Annotated in this window: 15 protein-coding genes; 6 read left to right on the forward strand and 9 right to left on the reverse strand. The window is 38.9% G+C overall.

Annotation, left to right across the window (positions count from 1 at the left end; genetic code table 11):
• Positions 1–24: 24 nt before the first annotated feature.
• The gene (locus ABFU83_RS10940; RefSeq protein WP_347065912.1) at positions 25–1,560 is read left to right on the forward strand and encodes an outer membrane protein transport protein; all 1,536 of its coding nucleotides are present in this window, start codon (positions 25–27) and stop codon (positions 1,558–1,560) included.
• A gap of 51 nt (positions 1,561–1,611) precedes the next feature.
• Here the strand turns inward: ABFU83_RS10940 and ABFU83_RS10945 are convergent, their stop codons facing one another.
• A complete protein-coding gene (locus ABFU83_RS10945; RefSeq protein WP_347065914.1) occupies positions 1,612–4,557 on the reverse strand; it encodes a T9SS type A sorting domain-containing protein in 2,946 nt (981 codons plus the stop codon).
• 576 nt (positions 4,558–5,133) lie between these two features.
• Between ABFU83_RS10945 and rimO the strand changes: the two genes are divergently transcribed.
• Positions 5,134–6,447: a 30S ribosomal protein S12 methylthiotransferase RimO gene (rimO, locus tag ABFU83_RS10950; RefSeq protein WP_347065916.1), complete on the forward strand. Its 1,314-nt coding sequence runs from the start codon at positions 5,134–5,136 to the stop codon at positions 6,445–6,447.
• A gap of 128 nt (positions 6,448–6,575) precedes the next feature.
• Here the strand turns inward: rimO and ABFU83_RS10955 are convergent, their stop codons facing one another.
• Positions 6,576–8,039 carry a T9SS type A sorting domain-containing protein gene (locus tag ABFU83_RS10955; protein ID WP_347065918.1) on the reverse strand — a complete coding sequence of 488 codons (1,464 nt, stop codon included), beginning with the start codon at positions 8,037–8,039 and terminating at the stop codon, positions 6,576–6,578.
• Between the two features lie 336 nt (positions 8,040–8,375).
• Positions 8,376–8,786, reverse strand: a complete 411-nt coding sequence (locus ABFU83_RS10960) for a DUF1573 domain-containing protein (RefSeq protein ID WP_347065920.1) — start codon at positions 8,784–8,786, stop codon at positions 8,376–8,378.
• A gap of 171 nt (positions 8,787–8,957) precedes the next feature.
• On the opposite strand from ABFU83_RS10960, the gene ABFU83_RS10965 reads away from it, so the two are divergent.
• Together ABFU83_RS10965 and ABFU83_RS10970 are read left to right on the forward strand one after the other, a co-directional pair.
• On the forward strand, positions 8,958–10,217 hold the full coding sequence (locus ABFU83_RS10965) for a HAMP domain-containing sensor histidine kinase (RefSeq protein ID WP_347065922.1): 1,260 nt from the start codon (positions 8,958–8,960) through the stop codon (positions 10,215–10,217).
• Complete coding sequence (locus ABFU83_RS10970; RefSeq protein ID WP_347065924.1) at positions 10,217–10,906, forward strand: response regulator transcription factor; 690 nt, start codon at positions 10,217–10,219, stop codon at positions 10,904–10,906. Before ABFU83_RS10965 ends, ABFU83_RS10970 begins: the two co-directional genes overlap by 1 nt.
• Positions 10,907–10,911: 5 nt before the next feature.
• Here the strand turns inward: ABFU83_RS10970 and ABFU83_RS10975 are convergent, their stop codons facing one another.
• The 4 genes from ABFU83_RS10975 to rpmH all read right to left on the reverse strand — a co-directional run bounded on the left by ABFU83_RS10975 (position 10,912) and on the right by rpmH (position 17,345).
• Entirely contained in the window at positions 10,912–13,113 is a 2,202-nt protein-coding gene (locus ABFU83_RS10975) for a B12-binding domain-containing radical SAM protein (protein ID WP_347065925.1), read from the reverse strand.
• A 63-nt stretch (positions 13,114–13,176) separates the two neighbouring features.
• Entirely contained in the window at positions 13,177–14,133 is a 957-nt protein-coding gene (locus tag ABFU83_RS10980) for an ion channel (RefSeq protein ID WP_347065927.1), read from the reverse strand.
• Positions 14,134–14,231: 98 nt separating this feature from the next.
• Positions 14,232–17,084 carry a carbamoyl-phosphate synthase large subunit gene (gene carB, locus ABFU83_RS10985; protein WP_347065928.1) on the reverse strand — a complete coding sequence of 951 codons (2,853 nt, stop codon included), beginning with the start codon at positions 17,082–17,084 and terminating at the stop codon, positions 14,232–14,234.
• Positions 17,085–17,183: 99 nt separating this feature from the next.
• Positions 17,184–17,345 (reverse strand): 50S ribosomal protein L34, encoded by a 162-nt coding sequence (gene rpmH / locus ABFU83_RS10990; protein ID WP_026979292.1) that lies wholly within the window; start codon positions 17,343–17,345, stop codon positions 17,184–17,186.
• Positions 17,346–17,596: 251 nt separating this feature from the next.
• Between rpmH and ABFU83_RS10995 the strand changes: the two genes are divergently transcribed.
• Positions 17,597–18,112 carry a DUF2892 domain-containing protein gene (locus tag ABFU83_RS10995; protein WP_136402399.1) on the forward strand — a complete coding sequence of 172 codons (516 nt, stop codon included), beginning with the start codon at positions 17,597–17,599 and terminating at the stop codon, positions 18,110–18,112.
• Between the two features lie 139 nt (positions 18,113–18,251).
• Positions 18,252–18,947 (forward strand): redoxin domain-containing protein, encoded by a 696-nt coding sequence (locus ABFU83_RS11000; RefSeq protein WP_347065931.1) that lies wholly within the window; start codon positions 18,252–18,254, stop codon positions 18,945–18,947.
• Here ABFU83_RS11000 and ABFU83_RS11005 read toward each other — a convergent pair.
• On the reverse strand, positions 18,944–19,840 hold the full coding sequence (locus tag ABFU83_RS11005; RefSeq protein WP_347065933.1) for a lytic transglycosylase domain-containing protein: 897 nt from the start codon (positions 19,838–19,840) through the stop codon (positions 18,944–18,946). The genes ABFU83_RS11000 and ABFU83_RS11005 overlap by 4 nt on opposite strands.
• A complete protein-coding gene (locus ABFU83_RS11010; RefSeq protein ID WP_347065935.1) occupies positions 19,833–20,519 on the reverse strand; it encodes an alpha/beta hydrolase in 687 nt (228 codons plus the stop codon). The genes ABFU83_RS11005 and ABFU83_RS11010 overlap by 8 nt, the downstream gene beginning before the upstream one ends.
• Positions 20,520–20,610: the final 91 nt, after the last annotated feature.

The following is a 20,610-nucleotide window of genomic DNA, read 5'->3' on the forward strand; positions in this document are numbered from 1 at the left end:
TGTAAGTTTTAAAAGTACATCCTCATGAAAAAATATATATTTACAGCTATTACTGCTCTATCAGCAGTAATAGCCTCCGCACAGGAGCTGGCTCCATCTGACGGACTGCGGTATGCTATGGACAATTTAAACGGAACTGCCCGATTCCGCGGTATGAGCGGTGCTTTCGGAGCCGTTGGTGGCGATATGTCTGCTATACATGTTAATCCGGCCGGTGGTGCTATCTTTAACTACAACACAGCTGCGGCTACTTTAAATTTATTAAGTACCAAAAGTAATTCCCGTTATTTCGGAACCACTACAAATGACCGGGATACTTCATTCGACCTGAATCAGGCCGGTGGCATCTTTGTTTTCCACAATCAGGATCTTAGCAGTGGATGGACCAAATTCACCTTTGGTATCGCCTATGACAATACTAATAATTTTGACAATAGTTTTAATTACAGAGGAACCGGTACCCGTTCAATCGATCAGTTTTTCTTAAATCAGGCCAATGGCTTACCGGTTGGTGTGATCGACAACAATTACCGATATGACGAACTGAGCTTTCAGGATCAGCAGGCCTATTTAGCTTACCAAACCTATCTTATCGACACCAGCACCTACCCGTTTAATCCGGACAATCCGAACTATGTTTCCAATGTTCCGCAAACCGGAAGTTATGCCCATCAGAATTACGTTACTACAAAGGGTTATAATGGCAAACTGGCTTTTAACTTTGCCAGCTCTTACAAAGACCGACTTTACATCGGACTTAATCTGAATGCTCATTTTACCGATTATACCAAAAATTCAACAGTTTATGAATCCAATAACGGCCCGGTAAATACCGATCCGAATTACGCTACGATTCGCCAGATTCAGTTTAACAACGATACACACACTTATGGAAGTGGTTTCTCGTTTAACATTGGTGCTATCGCTAAAATTACCGATGAATTGCGTTTAGGTGCGGCTTACGAATCGCCAACATGGTACCGTTTAACAGACGAATTGTCGCAAAGTTTATACACTACTTACGTTGCTCCGGCCAATTCACCAACAAGTCCGGGTGCTACGCGTTCGGCTTCGCTTAATCCGAATATCATAAACGTATACCCAACTTATACCCTTCAAACACCTGGTAAATTCACCGGAAGTTTGGCCTATATCTTTGGTAAGTCAGGTTTGATCAGCTTCGATTACGGGGTTAAAGATTACAGCAACATCAAATTTAAACCAAACAACTCGTACAATAACTCTTTAAACGATGTTTATAAAAATACATTAACCACCGCACAGGAATTCCGCGTGGGTGCCGAATACAAAATCAAACAGGTGAGCCTTCGCGGTGGATACCGTTTTGAAGAAAGTCCGTATAAAGACGAAAAAATCGTAGGTGACTTAAAAGGCTATTCTGCCGGTATTGGTTATAACTTTGGTTCTGCCCGATTGGATTTTTCCTATGGTCATTCACAAAGAGAAATGGATGTTCCATTATTATCCAGCATGACCGATTCTGCCAGAATTAATAGTAAAATAGACTCCTTTACACTTACCTATACGGTTGGTTTCTAAAATTAAAAACACAAGAAAAGAGGGCGGTTTCTATGAGAAACCGCCTTTTTTTTAATTTTTTATTATTTTTTGGATATGCCTTTTATTACCCGTAGTTATCATAAGAATGTAAATTCCTTTAGGCACATCATCAGTATCCAATACATATTCTTTTTTATTAATTCCGTTTACCTCTTTTATCACTTCACCTAAAAGATTCCTTATACTCAGATTCTCTATCCGATAAGTATCTTTACTATATAATACATCCTGAAATGGATTAGGGCACACACTAAATTGTAACGATTCCGGATCATCCATCTTTTCTATTTTACCATTTCTATTCCAAAAGAAATCCAAACCATAATTCCCACTTGTATCCTTATTATTCGGTGTAACAATACATGTTGTCATATTGCCTCCATAAAAATCAGGTCGAGCATAAATTGCATTAGGAACTCCACTTCCACCAGACGATTCCTTTTTTGTTAAATCGACTTCACTTTTTAATTTTATTACCCAAAAATCTTCCTTACCATGATTACCTGTAACATCTCCGTCAGTAGACGATGTAAAACCCGAAACCAGATATTCTCCTTTTAAATTTTTAAAAATCGATTTTAACTCATCTACACGAGTTCCTCCTAATGCCCTTTGCCATAGTAAACTTCCATTATTACCCGTTTTTACAACCCAACCATCCCAGTCGCCATGATTACCAATAATATCTCCATCATTGGATCGCGATTCTCCTACAAAAATATAGTTTCCTTCTCTTGTTTGTAAAACATCTCTTCCATAGTCATAATCCGTTCCTCCGAAACATTTTTGCCATTCCAGATTACCGGTTCCGCTTATTTTCAACATCCATGCATCGGAATAGCCGTGGTTTCCCGAAACATCGCCACTATTAGACATTGTTGTCCCTATTACTACAAATCCTCCATCAACCGTTTCATAAATAGCTGATCCGAAATCACTACTTGAACCTCCATATGTTTGTTGCCACGCTATGGTTCCCGCTTTGGTTAGCATTACCACCCAAACATCTGTATCGCCTCTATTTTTGGTAACATCACCATCGTCAGAATAAGTATATCCCACGACTACATATCCGCCTTCTGTTGTTTCTTTTACAGAAACTGCATAATCAAAATTAGTTCCTCCAAATGTTTTTTGCCAGACTAAATTCCCTTTGGAGTTTAATTTTACAGCCCAACAATCTGATTTCCCATGATTTCCCGTAACATCATCATCATTGGAAAAAGTAAAACCAACTACTATATAACCTCCATCAGACGTATGCTCGACAGAATAAGCTTTGTCGATATCGGTTCCTCCAAATGTTTTTTGCCATTCTAAATTTCCTTTTGCATCTTGTTTGACTACCCAAAAATCTGCTTTTCCATGGTTCCCTGAAACATCTCCATCGTTTGACTCTGTATAGCCCACCGCCACAGAGCCTGTACCAACCAATTCAATCGCATTGGCCTGATCGTCCTGTGTTCCTCCAAATGTTTTTTGCCATTCCAGATTACCTTCTTCCCCTTGTTTGGTAATCCAAAAATCCGTTTTACCATGATTCCCTGTAACCTCTCCATCATTCGACTCGGTATATCCCGCAGTTATACTTCCTCCATCCAAGGTAGCCGATACTGATTTCGCCTGTTCATTTTCTAATCCGCCAAAAGTATTTTCCCACATCAGGCTAATATCACTTTTTAACTTTACCAACCAAAAGTCCGATTTACCATGATTCCCCGTGACATCACCATCATTGGAAAACGTAACACCTGCTATAACATACCCTCCGGTCACTACCTGTTCGATATGTTTTGCATCATCATAACCCGTTCCCCCATACGTAGAACTCCACTCTATTTTTCCTTTGCTATCCAACTCTATCACCCAAAAATCCCAATTTCCGTGATTACCATGCACATCTTCGTCATCAGACATCGTTGCACCTGTAACAATATACCTCCCTCCGGGTAGTTGCTGTATCCCGTTTGCTTCTTCACTATGTGTTCCTCCATAGGTTTTCTGCCATTCCAGATTGCTCTCGTCATCTAATTTCACTACCCAAAAATCGCGCATACCGTGATTATATGTAATATCTCCATCACTTGAGTCTGTAATCCCACATATAATATAACCGTCATCAAAAGTTTCCCAAAGAGCTGTTGCCTGATCATCCTGAGAGCCTCCGAATGTTTTTTGCCAAATTTTATTTCCGGAACCACTTAGTTTTAACACCCAAAAGTCATCCTTACCGTGATTTCCTGTAACATCGCCATTTTTGGAGTTCGTAGTTCCTGTTACAATATATTGTCCATAGGAAGTCTGCTTAATAAAACTTGCTTTATCATAACCGGATCCACCATATGTTTTTTCCCATTCTATCTCACCATCGCTATCTAATTTTAAAATCCAGAAATCCGATTTTCCCTGGTTTTTTGCTACATCGCCATCATTAGAAAAAGTATAACCTGCCAGTATCAATCCAGAGCCAAACGTAGGAGCAACATGAGTTGCAACATCATCTTTAGTACCTCCATATGTTTTCTCCCATTCCGGACTACCGTTACGATCCAGTTTTACCACCCAAACATCGGCACCTCCATGATTTTTGGTAACCTGTCCGTCATCAGAACGAGTATAACCGACGATAACATATCCTCCGTCTGAAGTTGGTTGAACATAGTTTGCTACATCATCTTCAGAACCCCCAAAGGCGTATTCCCATTCCAGGTCGCCACTTTTATCCAATTTTACAACCCAAAAATCGGCTTCCCCATGGTTCCCCGTTACCTCTCCATCTGTAGAACGGGTACTCCCAACCGTAATAAACCCACCATCAAAAGTATTTTGTATTGATAGTGCCCTATCCGTTTGAGTTCCTCCCAATGTTTTTTGCCATTCAATCCGAGGAGCTTGCTGTGCTAACAATAAAAGATTCCCTGTAAAAAAGAAAACTATTATCCATAATTTCTCCGATAATGTAATTTTGTTTTTCATCATTTTATTTTTATGATTAATATTCCGTTACTATAAATAGAACATACATCTAAATGCATATCTTGCTATTTTGTAGTATTCTATTTTCCAGGGAAAGTTTCAAAATCAATATGTTGTACAACTGTTTCTTTATACAACCGATACATCAAACCAATATCTAAAAAGGAGTTATTCAATTGGCGTAACATAGAAGATAATCGATAAAAATAGAAGTGTCCTATTTAAAGAAGTCATTTGCTGTTTAAATTAGTTCAAACAAAAACATTGTTCAAAAAACAAACGATTTATACTTATAAATATAAAACCTAAAAAAACACTTATCAAACCGTTTAAATCTTTTTTTCAAAATTTCACACACATCAACCCGAGTTGTCTTATATTGTCTGTTTTATTTTTGATTTTTGAAGGATTTCAACACTAAAACCTTCCTAAAAAGAATACTACCAATGAGATTATACCCTTCACCCTTTATCGCCTATTAATTAACAGCTTACCACTAAAACTTCATAAATTTTAGTAAACCATAGTGATGCTAATTATAAAAAACGTAATTTTGCACTCCAATTTTTCAATTCTATGAGAACCAAGTCTTTAAAGAAAAACAAAATCAATGTCATCACTTTAGGTTGTTCTAAAAATGTTTACGACAGTGAAGTACTGATGGGTCAGTTAAAAGCCAGCGGGAAGGACGTGCAACACGAAGCACCTAAAAATGATGAAGGAAACATTATTGTGATCAACACTTGTGGGTTTATCAATAATGCCAAAGAAGAATCTGTTAATACGATTCTGGAATATGTCGACAAAAAAGAACAGGGTATCGTAGATAAGGTTTTTGTAACCGGATGTTTGTCGGAACGATACCGCCCGGATCTTGAAAAAGAAATCCCGGATGTGGACCGTTATTTCGGTACTACCGAATTGCCATTGCTTTTAAAAGCTTTGGGAGCCGATTACAAACACGAACTTTTAGGAGAACGTCTAACGACAACACCTAAAAACTATGCTTATCTGAAAATTGCCGAAGGTTGTGACCGTCCGTGTAGTTTTTGCGCGATTCCGCTCATGCGCGGAAAACACGTTTCACAACCCATTGAAAAACTGGTAAAAGAAGCTGAAGGTTTAGCTGCCAAAGGTGTAAAAGAACTGATTTTAATCGCTCAGGATTTAACCTATTACGGACTGGATTTATATAAAAAACGAAATTTAGCCGAGTTACTGGAAAATCTGGTACAAGTAGATGGAATCGAATGGATTCGCTTGCATTATGCCTTCCCTTCCGGGTTTCCGATGGATGTATTAGACCTGATGAAACGCGAACCTAAAATCTGTAACTATATTGATATTCCATTACAGCATATTTCTGACAATATCCTTAAATCGATGCGCCGTGGAACAACGTATGAAAAAACGACCAAACTGCTAAAAGATTTCCGCGAAGCCGTTCCGGGAATGGCTATCCGTACTACGCTAATCGTAGGTTATCCGGGAGAAACCGAAGAAGATTTCCAAATCCTGAAAAACTGGGTGGAAGAAATGCGTTTTGAGCGTTTGGGTTGTTTTGCGTATTCACACGAAGAGAATACCCATGCGTATTTACTGGAAGACGATGTTCCGGAAGAAGTAAAACAACAACGTGCTGCAGAAATCATGGATATTCAGGCGCAAATTTCATGGGATCTGAATCAGGAAAAAATCGGACAGACATTCCGTTGTATTATCGATCGTAAAGAAGGTGGTTACTTTATCGGACGTACCGAATTTGACAGTCCGGATGTGGATAACGAGGTCTTGATTGATGCGACGCAACATTATTTAAAAACCGGTGATTTTACGATGATCAAAATCACGGATGCCACAGAATTCGACTTATACGGGGAACCGGTATAAACATAAAAAACAAAAAGCTGTCTATTTTAGGTAGCTTTTTAATTATCTATAACACCTGTCAGATTTTAAAAACCTGACGGGTGTTCTTTTTCTTTTCTATTTCTTCTTTTTTCTCGTCTCTGATATCGCTATTGCTTTACGATTTTAGTCCAGCTTTTGTTTCCATCGACTGTTGTTACCGCTACCAGATATACCCCACTACTCAAACGACTACAGTCTAAAGAAGCCATTGTTGCATTCGGTTTTTCGGTTCCTACCAAGGCACCACTAAGCGTATAAATCTGGATCTCCTGAATAACCTGATCCGGCAATGTCAAATATACTTTATCCTGAACCGGATTCGGATAAACCGCTATCGTTTTTGCATTATGATCATCGGTACTTAAAACCTGGCCATTCCGGTATAATTTAGCGACAGCTGTCGTTCCCGTACCAATACCAGTGATCAAAACATCCTGATCGCCATCATTATCCACATCGGCAAATACAATATTTCCGGTGGAATGCGAGGTAAACGGCATATCTTCCATTTTTATATAACCACCCGTTCCATCATTCAGATATAAATTCGCCTCCTGTATGTTGTTTCCAACCGTCGTTTCGGAATATTTCCGCCCCATCGAAAGAATATCCTGGTAACCATCATTATTCACATCCGCAAAAGCGATCGCCAAATTATCGCCTATCCCTACAAATGGCATTCCTTCCGCCATTGTAAAATTCGCATTTCCGTCATTATAATACAATTGCATACGGAACCAAAGTGCCGGATTACCGGACGACGAAGGCATATTCCCGGCTATCAGTAAATCCTGATCGCCATCGTTATCCACATCCGCCAAAGCCACCTTTCCCAATAAAGCCGTTATAGCCGGTTGCGGATGATGTGCAAAAACGCCATCTCCCTGATTTAGAAATATTCTGATATTAGTAGCCGTAGCATTAATACCAACTTTTCCCGATGTTACAATATCCTGTTTCCCATCGCCATTCACATCGGCCACTACCACAGAAGCCAGATACATACCGTAGGATTCCAATCCGCTTTGAAGATTACGCGTAAATACTCCAGTCCCGTCATTGGTATATAACGCCATCGCAAAACCATTACTGGTGTACATTCCGGTTATCAGAATATCCTGATCGCCATCGTTATCAAAATCGGCCATATTCACATCACCATTCATTGTCCCGATAAAGTTCGAATTTGGCGACAAACTAAAGTTGCCGGCTCCGTCATTTAAATATAATTTTGTATTTACGCCGTTGGCATTTCCCGAAACTATTAAATCCGGAAAGCCATCTCCATTCACATCGCCAAAAGCAGTACCGCCTTCACGACTTTTAATAAATGTTTGATCATCGTGTAAAGTAAAATGACCGGTTCCGTCGTTTTTATACATCCGGCTACTACCGGCATTCGGACTTCCACCCATGGCGAATAAATCCAGATCGCCATCGCCATCAATATCAGCAAACTTACAGGTACTATATTGAACCGGAACAATTCCGGAATTGGAAACCAGGGTGAAATTTTGAGTAAATGCGCTAAGAGAACTTAATAGCGTAAAAGCAAGTAGTGTTTTTTTCATATAGTATTTTTAGTTAACCATTCGTCATTCAAAATTGGATATTCCGCCAGACCGCTATAATTGCACTTCCACCTCTACTATTTCGTCCCCAACGTTTAAAAACAATCATGCGTAGGCCTCAAATGTAACTAAAAAAGTTAAAAACTAAACTATATACATTTTTTTAACAATTAAAACACTTTAATTACAACAAAAACAAAACAATAATTAAAAAAAAATCAACCCGACCTTATTATATCACAATGCCGAGAAAATAAATTAAAAAAACAATCGGGTATAAAAAAACCGCCCTGGAATTCCAAGGCGGTTTTCGCATTTCAATCTAATAATTATGAACTAAATAACTGTTCCTTTGAATACAAGTACTTTTGGTGCTTCTTCTGCATTGGTTGTTACCGTTACCGTTTTGGTAAACACCCCTTTTGCAGCAGCGTTAAAAGTAGCAGTGATTTTTGCGTTTCCGTTTGGTGCGATTGGCGTTTTCGTATAATCCGTTGCCGTACATCCGCAAGACGCTTTTACATTGGTAATGATCACAGCAGTTTTTCCGGTGTTTTTAAATTCGAAATCGATTTTAGCTGGTTTTCCTTGTGGGATCTCTCCTAAATCAATTGTCTCACTTTTCCATTGGATTGGTGATCCTGCATTTACTGAAACAGTAACTGTTTCGTTTGTTTTTACCGGGTTACCAGCAAATGACATTAATCCTAATGCTAGTGCTAAAACTGAAAGTTTGATCAATTTCATAATTTTGTGGTTTTAATTATTATTATTTTGTTGGTTCATTGTGATAGTTCAAAAGTATCTCAGTCTTGCCAGGATTGCTGTTAACCGTTTTTAAAAGTTTGTTAATGACTTGTTAACAGGTCAAAAAAAGTATATTTTTCAGTAATATTACATCATTCAACAGTACCGATTTTGAAAATTAACCGACTAAACAGTATCATTATTCTCGGATTGATAGCCATTGTGGGAATTATCATCGCACAATTGCTTTGGACCAAAGAGGCTTTTAATCTGGAAGAAAAGAAGTTCACTCAAAAAGTACATATCGCATTACTCGAAGTCGCTAAAAAACTTTACGAAGGTAAGAATCATGAACTTCCGGCCAACAGTCCGATTAATAAAGTGTCTAATGACTATTATATCGTTAATGTCGACAATGATTTTGAACCGGAAATACTCGAATATTATTTAAAAACGGTTTTTAAAAAGTTTAATATTACCACCGATTTCGAATATGCCATGTACAATTGCGAAAGTGATGAAATGGTTTATGGAAATTATGTCGCGATTAGCGACACTTCTAAAAAGGAGAATTCAGTTTATTTCCCAAAACACAAAAACCTGGTCTATTATTTTGCCGTTCGCTTTCCCAATGAAACGTCCTATCTTTTCAGTTCCCTGAAATTTTGGTTTATACTTTCTTTTGCCCTGATTGTGATCCTGATTGTCTATGTATATTCCATTTTCACGCTATTACAGCAGAAAAAATATTCGGAGTTACAACGCGATTTTATTAATAATATGACGCATGAGTTTAAAACACCACTTTCTTCGATTTTGATTGCCTCAAATTACCTCAGCAAACAGGAACCGATACAAAAGGACCCAAAACTGGATAAATATGCTGCTATCATTATTGAACAGAGTAAAAAACTGAACCATCATATCGAAAAAATATTGAATATTGCGAAGTCGGACGATACACCATTAAAACTACAAAAAAATGACATTCTGTTGGCTTCCGTATTACAGGATGTCACCGAAAATATACAATTGCGTTATCCGGAGGCACATATTACAGTGGCAAACCCCGACGAATCGTTACAGATTTATGGCGATGAATTCCATTTTACCAATATTGTGTACAACCTGATCGATAACGCTGTAAAATATTGCGAAATCGCCCCGGAAATTCATATTACTGTTAGCCGGGAAGCCCATCGCGTCCGACTGGTATTTACCGATAACGGAATTGGTATTTCTCAAAAAAATATTTCTTTTATATTTGACAAGTTCTACCGGATTCCAAGCACAAAAAGTAACGAAGTGACCGGTTTCGGATTAGGATTGTACTATGTACATAAAATCTGCAAGCTTCATAACTGGAAAATAACCGCCAAAAGTCACCTAGGAAAAGGAACAACCATAACCCTGTTAATACCTGAAAAATAATGTCAAAATATAAAATCCTATACGCTGAAGACGATGAAACCCTGGCTTTTCTAACCAAAGATAATTTGGAACTAAATGGTTATGCCGTTTTTCATTGTCCGAACGGGGAAAATTGTCTCGAACAATTTAAATCAGGTTCTTTTGACATTTGTATTTTGGATATTATGATGCCGAAAATCGACGGTTTTGAACTGGCTTCTGCCATTCGGCAAATCGATACAGAGATCCCGATCATCTTTCTTTCGGCTAAAACCTTAAAAGAAGATCGGATTAAAGGATTACGTCTGGGTGCCGATGATTATCTTGTAAAGCCTTTTAGCATCGAGGAATTGTTGCTAAAAATTGAGATTTTTCTAAAACGCTCGCAAAAGAAAGTCTTACCCGAAAAAAACAGCTATACTGTTGGCGCTTTTGAGTTTGATGCTGAAAATTATACCTTGAGTAAGGGTTCATCAAAAACAGTATTGACACAACGCGAAGCCGAGCTTTTAAAATTATTCCTGGATAACAAAAATACCGTACTGAAACGGGAACAGATACTCACGGCCTTATGGGGTACCGATGATTATTTTATGGGGCGTAGTCTTGATGTTTTTATCTCCAGACTTCGCAAACTGTTATCGGAAGAAGACGGTATACAAATAGAAAACCTGCATGGTATCGGTTTTAAATTTAATATCAAAGCCTAAATATACTACAATACCAAAAGTCCGGAACTTCGTAAGGTATTGATTGGCTTTGAATACCAGAATAATTCAAAATCTTCACGATCTGCATTTTCATAATCGGCTTTTACCTCGTTAAATGTGAATATTTTATTTTGAGTGACCGAAATTTTGGATAGAACTGTTGTTAGCCAATCGGCATCATCTTTATTAACCTGAATCGCAAAACTTTCTTTTTTATCGTGAAAAGTCAGACTTGCCATTTCAAACTGCCTTCCTTTTTTATTTTTGGTAAAATACGACACGACCGGTTTACCCCCTGTCCAGACAATTTTAGCCGTTGGTTTTACGGTAAAAGTATCCTCATTCTGTAAAGCATTGTAAATATAATCCGGCGAAACTTTTGTTCGCGGTACTTTAAAATCAAACCAATCCTGCAAAGGGTAATCAAAACAGATTCCATGCATATAATTAAACAAGGATTTTTTTAATCCAAAACTGAACTTATCGTGATTCGTACCGGTTCTATCAACATGAGCAATATCATTGTTGGCAAACGATCCGATTGTCTCCGTTTCTTTTAGTACACCAAATTTTTCGGGATACATTCCTACCGGACTATGTGCCGTCATCGCAAATTGATGCCAAAATCCGGATTGTAGAATTCCAAGTTCGAATAATTGCCGTACCATTTCCAGACTATCGATAGTTTCCTGTGCCGTTTGCGTCGGAAAGCCATACATCAGGTACGCATGTACCATAATTCCGGCTTCGGTAAAATTGCGATTTACCCGGGCAACCTGCGCTACCGTCACTCCTTTCTGAATCAACTCCAGTAAACGGTCGGAAGCCACTTCCAATCCGCCGGAAACAGCAATACAACCGGACGCTTTTAACAGCAAACACAAGTCTTTGGTAAAGCTTTTTTCAAACCGGATATTGGTCCACCAGGTCACCGCCAGTTTTCGTTTTAATATCTCCAGTGCTACTGCGCGCATCAAGGCAGGCGGTGCTGCTTCGTCTACAAAATGGAAGCCATTTTGCCCGGTTTGCGCAATCAGCTCCTCCATTCTATCCACTAACATTTTGGCCGCGACAGGTTCGTAAACTTTAATATAGTCCAATGAAATATCGCAAAAAGTACATTTCCCCCAATAGCATCCATGTGCCATCGTGAGTTTATTCCAGCGTCCGTCACTCCACATTCGGTGCATTGGATTTACAATTTCAATAACCGAAATATAACGATCCAGCAACAGATCGGTATAATCCGGTGTTCCCACTTCCGATTGTTTGTAATCCCGACAGGCTGCGTTATTGCTATAAACCACCTTACCTTCGTCCAGTATAAAGGTTCGTTTCAGTTCATCTTTACTGATTTTGCCTGCTACATAGGCGATCATGTTTTCTACCGGTGCTTCTCCGTCGTCGAGTGTAATAAAATCAAAGAACTCCATTACCCTGACATCCGTTAACGATCGTAATTCCGTATTGGGGAAACCACCTCCCATCGCTACTTTAATTTCCGGTCGGTGTTTTTTAATCCATTGGGCACATCGGAAGGCACTGTACAAATTGCCTGGAAAAGGGACTGAAAAAGCTACAATTTTCGGATTTATTACATTCAACCTTTCTTCCAATAACTGTAAGGTAATTTTATCGATATAAGTATATTCCTGATGAAGATAGTTGTACAATTCGTCAAAAGAATTGGCCGAACGTCCCAATCGCTCTGCATAACGACTAAAACCAAAATTAGGATCGATACATTCTACGATCAGATCGGAAATATCTTCCAGATAAAGCGTTGCCAAATGTTTGGCCTTATCCTGTGTTCCCATGGTACCAAAAGCCCAATCCAATTCTTCCAATTGTGCAAAACGAGACGCTTCCGGAAGGAAATCCTCCTGACATATCAAATGTGCCAACGTCGGATTTTTCCCCTGAAGAAACAAAATAACCGAATCAATCGTTTTGATATATTCATCCTGTAACGCTATAATCCGCTGACAGTTATCTGATAACGTTTCTGTTTTCCGTTCGCTTTCGGCAAACATTTGGGTTAGCCCTTCTTTTGAAAACAATTTTAAGATAACTTCAATCCCCAAATCCGCCTGAAAGGAGGAAATATTTTTGGTATTCAGGAATCCCTTTACATAGGCCGTGCCCGGATATGGGGTATTGAGCTGCGTAAAAGGTGGTGTGATCAGAAAAATTGTTGTCGGCTTCATTGGCGATACATCATTGAGACTGCAAAAGTATTATATTTTAAAGAAATAAATACGGATTACGCCCTACAACTGTATCTTTTCGATGGCGTTCAGTTTATCCACATACAGTATTGTCTCATCACTATCACGGTCGGCTTCAAACATCGGTAAAAAACGGGCGTCATAAATTACTTCGCGTAAAGTATACGAAGTGCGTTTTACGACGGTAGTACTAAACATATCGTCAAAAACTTTCACAAAAATCAGAATTTCGCCTTTCTGATTTTTATAATCCGCTTCGGTAAAGGTATATAATGGACTATTTTCGGTAATGGGATGTACCAACGTCCAGCTTAATGTTAGCATATTAATTTTGTCCAATTCGAGATCAAGTGAAAAAAACTTATTGACTTTTTTACCGTCTTCTTCCAGACTTAATCCAATTGTTGCCTTAGCTTCGGCTTCCATCAGGTTGGTATTCTTATAGGGTGTCATTCGCAGCATTAACGCTTTTCCTTCTTTATAAGGCGCAATGACCGCATTATCCGAAAAACGGATCAAAGCTTTGGGCTTACTGAACCTTCCGTAAAATAAACCGGTAGCAATAGCGAAGCTCAACAATCCGAATAAGGCTTCGACTGAAGCGACAAAACTGGTCATAAAACCGGTCGGACTAATATGTCCGTAACCTACAGTAGTAAAGGTCTGCGCACTAAAAAAGAACGCCTGCCCAAACTGATCAACATCTGTATTGGCATTAATTCCTTGTAAATGTTGTACACCAAGTAAAAAATAAATACAGGCAAAAATAAAATTTACGATCAGATAAAAGGCGAAAATGATAAACATAAATTTCCAGCGTGGTACATCGATCATCGCATGGTACCAACTGATACGCTCTGTTATACCGATTCCCACTTTCCGGACATTGGCATTTCCATCTTTGTTTACAAATCGTGCCCCATAAATGGAAGCATTACTCCCAAAACCGGTATTTTCATCTGCTTTAGCTCTGGAACTGATGCGCTTTAGGAATGCCATAGTAATTTTTAAGTAAAGCTAATAAAAAATCAGTTTGAAAGCTACTTCAATAAAAAAGCCCCACTGTAGCAGTGAGGCTTTGGATAAATATAATATTATTATTTACTCAGATACATTTTTCGTCTGGAGTACAATTCGTAGAACTGATCGTCTTTTAAATCGTCAATAAACAGGATACTTTCCCCTGTCGATTTCATTTCGGGACCTAATGCCTTGTTTACATTTTTAAACTTGCTAAATGAGAATACCGGTTGTTTGATCGCGTATCCTTTTAAATGCGGATTAAAATCAAAATCGGTTACTTTATTCACACCTAACATTACTTTAGTCGCATAGTTTACATACGGTTCGCCATAAGCTTTTGCAATAAACGGTACCGTACGTGAAGCTCTTGGATTGGCTTCAATGATGTAAACCGTATCGTCTTTAATCGCAAACTGTATATTGATAAGTCCAACCGTTTTTAAAGCCAGTGCGATTTTCTTCGTATGGTCTTTAATCTGTTGCATTACAAATTCGCCCAGGTTAAACGGTGGCAAGGTCGCATTACTATCTCCGGAGTGGATTCCACACGGTTCGATATGCTCCATGATACCGATGATGTATACATTTTCACCGTCGCAAATCGCATCGGCTTCCGCCTCAATCGCCCCGTCCAGATAATGATCCAGCAATAGTTTATTATTCGGAATTTTACGTAGTAAGTCTACCACATGCTCTTCCAGTTCTTGTTTGTTGATCACAATTTTCATTCCCTGTCCACCCAATACATAAGAAGGACGTACTAATAACGGAAAGTCCAGTTGATCCGCCAATTTTGAAGCTTCCTCGGCACTTTCGGCTACTCCGAATTTCGGGAAAGGAATTTTTAATTCTTCCAGTAATTCCGAAAAACGTCCCCGGTCTTCCGCTAAATCCAAAGCATCAAAGCTGGTCCCGATGATCTTAACTCCGTATTTTGACAGTTTTTCAGCTAGTTTTAGGGCCGTTTGCCCTCCTAACTGCACGATCACCCCTTCCGGTTTTTCATGACGGATAATATCATAAATGTGTTCCCAGAAAACCGGTTCGAAATATAGTTTATCCGCTGTATCGAAATCGGTGGATACCGTTTCCGGGTTACAGTTGATCATAATTGTCTCATAACCGCATTCCGATGCTGCCAATACCCCGTGAACACACGAATAATCGAATTCGATACCTTGTCCGATACGGTTCGGCCCGGAACCTAAAACGATTACTTTTTTACGGTCGGATACCACGCTTTCGTTATCCACATAACGGGTTCCGTCGGCTTTTTCGATTTCCGCTTCAAAAGTGGAATAATAGTATGGTGTTTGCGCTTTAAATTCGGCGGCACAGGTATCTACCAGTTTGTAAACCCTTTTTACACCTAAGTCTTCACGCAATTTGTAAATCTGACTTTCCAGACATCCTAACATATGGGCAATTTGTCTGTCGGCAAATCCTTTTTGCTTCGCTTCCAGTAACAAATCCTTAGTTAAGGTGTCGATATTGTGTTTGGAAATTTCTTTTTCCAATGCATATAGTTCTTCGTATTGTTTTAAGAACCACATGTCGATTTTAGTGATTTCGTGGATACGACTCAACGGAATTCCCATAGCAATTGCATCGTAAATTACAAATACACGATCCCAACTCGCATAGGTCAGTTTGTCAATAATCTGATCGTAATTGGTATATCCTTTACCATCAGCTCCTAATCCGTTTCGTTTAATCTCCAACGATTGTGTTGCTTTGTGTAACGCTTCCTGGAACGAACGCCCAATTCCCATTACTTCCCCTACGGATTTCATCTGCAATCCGAGAGTTCTGTCGGCACCTTCAAATTTGTCGAAGTTCCAACGTGGTATTTTTACGATTACATAATCCAACGTCGGTTCAAATAAGGCCGAAGTCGATTTTGTAATCTGATTTTGCAATTCGTCTAAGCTATATCCCAAAGCCAGTTTAGTAGCAATTTTTGCGATTGGATATCCGGTTGCTTTCGAAGCCAATGCCGAAGAACGCGATACACGCGGATTGATTTCGATCGCTACGATATCTTCCTTTTCATCCGGAGAAACGGCAAACTGTACGTTACATCCGCCGGCAAAATTTCCGATGCTTCGCATCATCAAAATCGCCATATCCCGCATTCTCTGGAATGTTCTATCGGATAAAGTCATCGCTGGCGCCACTGTAATACTATCTCCGGTATGGATTCCCATCGGGTCCATATTTTCAATCGTACAGATGATCACTACGTTGTCGTTTTTATCGCGCAACAATTCCAATTCGTATTCTTTCCAGCCTAATAAAGCCTTATCAATCAGTACCTCATGGATTGGAGACGCCTCTAGTCCGCGGGTTAATAAATCGTCGAAATCTTCTTTTTTATGTACAAAAGCAGCCCCGGTTCCACCCAATGTAAAGGACGGACGGATTACTAACGGGAAACCGAATTCCTGTGCAATTTCTTTTCCTTTTAAGAAGGAATTTGCTGTTTTCGCCGGTGCTACCGGGATATCGATTTTCGCCAGCAATTGTTTAAACTGCTCGCGATCTTCGGTTACATTAATGGCATTTACATCAACACCGATCAATCGTACGTTAAAATCCTGCCAGATTCCTTTTTCGTCTGCTTCCAGACATAGATTTAAGGCAGTTTGTCCTCCCATAGTTGGCAAAACCGCATCAATTTGCGGGTGCGCTTTTAGGATTTCGATAATGGATTTTGTAGTTAAAGGTTTTAAATAAATATGATCGGCCATGGATGGATCCGTCATAATGGTTGCCGGATTGGAGTTGATCAGAATGACTTCAATTCCTTCTTCGCGCAGCGATCGTGCCGATTGCGATCCGGAGTAGTCGAACTCACAGGCCTGTCCGATTACGATAGGCCCTGAACCAATAATTAAAACCGATTTTATTGAATTGTCTTTAGGCATTGTGTTGTGTTGTATGTAGTTATTTATTTTTAACGAAAAGATATAAAAAAAGGCGTTACCTTAAATAAGTAACACCTTTATTTATGATTTTAAAAATCATTATTTTTTATGTCTTGGCTCTGATGAAACCGTTAACTTATGTCTTCCTTTAGCTCTTCTGCGTGCTAATACTTTTCTTCCGTTAGCAGAAGCCATTCTTTCCATGAAACCGTGCTTGTTTCTTCTTTTTCTTTTTGATGGTTGAAACGTTCTCTTACTCATTGCTTTTATCTTTAAATCGTGTTTTTAAATAGGATCAGCTTTGAAATTCTCTCGCTTCAAAACCGAGTGCAAATATACAAAGAGTTTTATTTCTGGCAAGCCCTTTTAAAAAAATATTTTTATTTCTGTTAACTGCTTTGCCCTTTAGTAGTTACCGCGAGCTGCTTTTGCTTCTAAACCGGCTTCGGAAAACTTAATTTCGCCCGCTCGTTTCATTTTATTACATTTGCAAACTTAAAACAAAAACAATTATGTTTCACAGAAATATTAAACTGATTATAGCCGCTTTAATCATTGCGCTTGGTATCTGGCAATTCACCGAAAGTAACATCGGAAACGGGATTTTCTTACTACTGCTTTCGTCTATTTTTATTTTATTGTATTTCAAAAACGAGTTTATTTTATTAGCGTTTTTAAAACTTCGTAAACAGGATTTTCCCGGTGCCCAAAAATGGCTTGCTTATATCAAAAACCCGGAAACGGCTTTGGTTCGCAAACAACAGGGATATTATAACTATTTAAACGGATTAATGGTTTCTCAAACCAATTTATCAGCGGCTGAAAAATATTTCAAAAAAGCCATTGAATTGGGTTTAAATATGGACCAGGATTTAGCTTTGGCAAAATTAAACCTTGCCGGTATCGCGATGACCCGCAGAAGAAAGCTGGAAGCAACCAATCTTTTAAACGAAGCCAAAAAACTCGACAAACAGAATATGTTGAAAGATCAGATCAAGATGATGAAAGATCAGATGAAGAAAATGTAATCCAAAAAAATAGAAAATACCATGAAAAAACGCCCAAAAAGGCGTTTTTTTTATGCTTTTTACGCAACCTTCCCATATTGACTGTATCTTTGTAATAGAATGTTTTCCCCCAACAAGTACCCCAAAAATGTATTTGCCTATGAGAGACTTCTACTTTACAATTATCATCCTGATCCTGCTATCTTCTACAGTTACTGCTCAAGATAACACTAGTTTTTTGTTTTCAAACACCCTACACCGGAACTTAAAAAATTACTCCAAAAAGTCGGATATAGCCTATCGAAACGACAATATAGATCGTGCTAATTTTTTATTTGATTCCCTGGTTCGGTACCAACTTATAGGTACCACTTTCGACGATTTTAACTTAAAGCGGTTTCATAAAGGCCGACAACGGATCAGCGCTTTTGAAAAACCTATTTTCCTGATCACTTATGCGTCCTGGTGTGTCCCTAACAAAGGAGAAATCCCGGCACTAAACAAACTGGCCCGACAATATGGAAACGATATCCAATTTATAGTATTATACTGGGATCGAAAATCGAATTTAAAAAAGTTGTCAAAAAAATTTGATCATCATATCGCGATTTGCTACGCTCACGAAACTTACAATAAAGATGCCTATCTGGTTTCTACCTTAAAACACAGTCTGGGATTTCCGATCTTATACTATTTGGATAAAAACCGAACCGTTGTTGCCATCAAGCGCAATACAGCCCTACACATTCCGAGAGCAACATACAGCAAAGCACTTGATGCCAACTATAAGGTATTTAAAGACAACCTCAGCTGCCTTTTAAACACTAACGATTCACCGATACTGGCCAAGAATTAACGCTTATAACCTTCTAACGGAATATCGATTGTATATTTTTTATTTGGCGTGATCACCAGTTTTTTATCGCGTAACCACGGGTTGTGAATTTTTAGAATCTTATAATTAACCCCCTGTTCTATTGCAAAACCAGCCAGATCGTCGATATTAGCCGTTACTTCTACTTTTCGCACCGGAATTTGCTGGTACAAAACGTCTTTAGGCAGATCATAGCCGTATTTCGCCTGATTCGTCATAATTTCTTTTAAAGCCAGAATTCGGAAAACATAACGCGCCGTTTCATCATTAAGCAACAAATCGTAATAATCACTTACTTTCTGACTGTCGATTTGCTTGTTTACACCGTTCATCCCGCCGTTATAAGAAGCCGCGGCCAAAGTCCAGTTTCCAAACTTTTCTTTCGCGGCCAACAAATATTTACAAGCTGCTTCGGTCGATTTTTCCAAATGATAGCGTTCGTCTACCGTTTCGGTTACTTCCATACCTTTTTCCTTCGCTGTTTCCGGCATAAACTGCCATACGCCTCTTGCTCCGGCCGAAGACACTGCATTTATTAATCCGCTTTCGATAACGGCCAGGTATTTAAAATCATCCGGAACACCATACTGTCGTAAAATGGGTTCAATTACAGGAAAAGCGCGATTGGCTCTTTTGATGATCAACGCTGTAGTCGCATGCAGATTTATATTGACCAACAGTTCCCGATCCATTCTTTCTTTCACATCCGAAAGCGTCATAGGCACTCTTTCACCTGCAAAATCGATATTCATCGGCAAATACACATGGTTTTTTACATCTACATCCGTTCCGGTTCCGGCGTTAGTCCAATAAACCAAAACACCACTTGTTAGTATCACAGCAGCTACTATAGCCATTCTTTTCACTTTATTCATCTTCCGTATTTTTGTTTGTATTTTCTCCTAAAATTATAGCCGGCAAATGACTATTCAGCCAGCGGTATTTATTTATAATCATCACATGAGTGCCGCCTTTTATAATGATGGCATCATGGATATATTTTATCGGAAACACCTCATCGGCATCCCCATGAATGTGGACAATTTTGTCATCGGCTACTTTACGATCCCAGGAGATTATTGTTTCCAACGCCCAATCCAGGTAGCGTTTGTCGCGCATCGATAAAAATTTTTCATATAATTTGATCCGACTTTTGGCTGTTTCACCGAAAGCATATTTAGCCAGCACTTCTATATTCGCAAACATACCCGTAGGGATCAACTTATAAGCTTTGGTTGTTTTGGCAAATTTCATTCGTTTCGGAAATTCCACGTTTGTTTTAACACTGGAAATAATAATGGTTTTCCGAACCGGAATAATCCGGGCAATTTCCTGAACCAATATGCCTCCAAAAGAAACACCGATCAAAACCGGGTTTTCATCCGTTATTTTTTCGGCCATTCTTTTCGCATACGTTTCCAAACTTTCTTTTGATTCCGGCAAAAACCATTCCAGCCAATGGACCTCAAATTGGTCTTCCGGTAGTTTTATATTTTCAAAAATGGTAGGATTGGCTGCCAGTCCCGGCATTAAATAAACGGGTATTTTGCTCATTATCTGCTGTTTTAACGCTTCAATAACGTAGAATCTTATGTTTTTTTCCGAAATTTGTATAAAAATAATCCATTCCGGGTGATTTTACAAT

This window comes from Flavobacterium sp. WV_118_3 (assembly GCF_039778605.1).
Lineage (GTDB): Bacteria > Bacteroidota > Bacteroidia > Flavobacteriales > Flavobacteriaceae > Flavobacterium.

Coding starts and splice junctions, on each gene's coding strand:
- ABFU83_RS10940 (WP_347065912.1), top strand. CDS start 25: ATGAAAAAATATATATTTACAGCTATTACTGCTCTATCAGCAGTAATA.
- ABFU83_RS10945 (WP_347065914.1), bottom strand. CDS start 4,557: ATGAAAAACAAAATTACATTATCGGAGAAATTATGGATAATAGTTTTC.
- rimO (WP_347065916.1), top strand. CDS start 5,134: ATGAGAACCAAGTCTTTAAAGAAAAACAAAATCAATGTCATCACTTTA.
- ABFU83_RS10955 (WP_347065918.1), bottom strand. CDS start 8,039: ATGAAAAAAACACTACTTGCTTTTACGCTATTAAGTTCTCTTAGCGCA.
- ABFU83_RS10960 (WP_347065920.1), bottom strand. CDS start 8,786: ATGAAATTGATCAAACTTTCAGTTTTAGCACTAGCATTAGGATTAATG.
- ABFU83_RS10970 (WP_347065924.1), top strand. CDS start 10,217: ATGTCAAAATATAAAATCCTATACGCTGAAGACGATGAAACCCTGGCT.
- ABFU83_RS10975 (WP_347065925.1), bottom strand. CDS start 13,113: ATGAAGCCGACAACAATTTTTCTGATCACACCACCTTTTACGCAGCTC.
- ABFU83_RS10980 (WP_347065927.1), bottom strand. CDS start 14,133: ATGGCATTCCTAAAGCGCATCAGTTCCAGAGCTAAAGCAGATGAAAAT.
- carB (WP_347065928.1), bottom strand. CDS start 17,084: ATGCCTAAAGACAATTCAATAAAATCGGTTTTAATTATTGGTTCAGGG.
- rpmH (WP_026979292.1), bottom strand. CDS start 17,345: ATGAGTAAGAGAACGTTTCAACCATCAAAAAGAAAAAGAAGAAACAAG.
- ABFU83_RS10995 (WP_136402399.1), top strand. CDS start 17,597: ATGTTTCACAGAAATATTAAACTGATTATAGCCGCTTTAATCATTGCG.
- ABFU83_RS11000 (WP_347065931.1), top strand. CDS start 18,252: ATGAGAGACTTCTACTTTACAATTATCATCCTGATCCTGCTATCTTCT.
- ABFU83_RS11005 (WP_347065933.1), bottom strand. CDS start 19,840: ATGAATAAAGTGAAAAGAATGGCTATAGTAGCTGCTGTGATACTAACA.
- ABFU83_RS11010 (WP_347065935.1), bottom strand. CDS start 20,519: ATGAGCAAAATACCCGTTTATTTAATGCCGGGACTGGCAGCCAATCCT.